The organism is Bacillus sp. m3-13 (assembly GCF_000175075.1).
Lineage (GTDB): Bacteria > Bacillota > Bacilli > Bacillales > Bacillaceae_I > Sutcliffiella_A > Sutcliffiella_A horikoshii_C.
Map to the genome: position 1 here is coordinate 1 of NZ_ACPC01000027.1, position 982 is coordinate 982.

1 protein-coding gene is annotated in these 982 nt (G+C 46.4%); it reads right to left on the bottom strand.

The window, feature by feature from the left end; translation table 11 throughout:
- Positions 1 to 982, bottom strand: a 982-nt coding sequence (gene ftsH / locus M313_RS0116860) for an ATP-dependent zinc metalloprotease FtsH (RefSeq protein ID WP_010197971.1), incomplete at both ends; no start/stop codon positions are given.

Here is a 982-nt window from a genome sequence, read left to right on the forward strand (position 1 = left end):
CTGCAACACGACCACCCAATAGACCTGTGATCTTATCTAATAGCTCTGGTTTTGTCATAAAGTAACGATCTTCTTTTGGAAGCATGACCGCATAGCCGCCAGCCTGCCCACGAGGTACGATCGTAACTTTATGCACCGTATCCGCTTCATCCAACACGACACCGATAATAGTATGACCTGCTTCATGATAGGCAACAATATTGCGCTCTTTTTTGGAGATAACTCTGCTCTTTTTAGCAGGTCCAGCAATAACTCTATCAATAGCTTCATCAATATCCAACATATCAATATGCTTCTTGTCGCGTCTAGCAGCCACAAGTGCAGCTTCATTCAACAAGTTTTCAAGGTCCGCCCCTGAGAATCCAGGGGTACGCATCGCAATCGTCTTCATATTGATACTATCATCAATAGGCTTATTTCTCGCATGAACTTTCAGTACCGCTTCACGGCCCTTCAAGTCAGGGCGATCTACCGTGATTTGACGGTCAAAACGACCAGGTCTCAATAATGCCGGGTCAAGAATGTCCGGTCTGTTCGTTGCTGCAACGATGATGATACCTTCGTTCGCTCCGAAACCATCCATTTCAACAAGCAATTGGTTTAATGTCTGTTCACGCTCATCATGACCTCCACCTAGGCCTGCGCCACGTTGGCGACCTACTGCATCGATCTCATCGATGAAAATGATACATGGAGCGTTCTTTTTCGCATTTTCGAAAAGGTCACGTACACGGGATGCACCGACCCCAACGAACATTTCCACAAAGTCAGAACCACTGATAGAGAAGAATGGTACGCCAGCTTCTCCAGCAACCGCTCTTGCCAATAATGTTTTACCTGTACCAGGAGGTCCGACAAGCAGAACCCCTTTAGGGATACGGGCACCAAGCTCAGAGAATTTACGTGGATCCTTTAAGAATTCCACAACCTCGACAAGCTCTTGCTTTTCTTCATCTGCACCTGCAACGTCCTTAAACTTAAC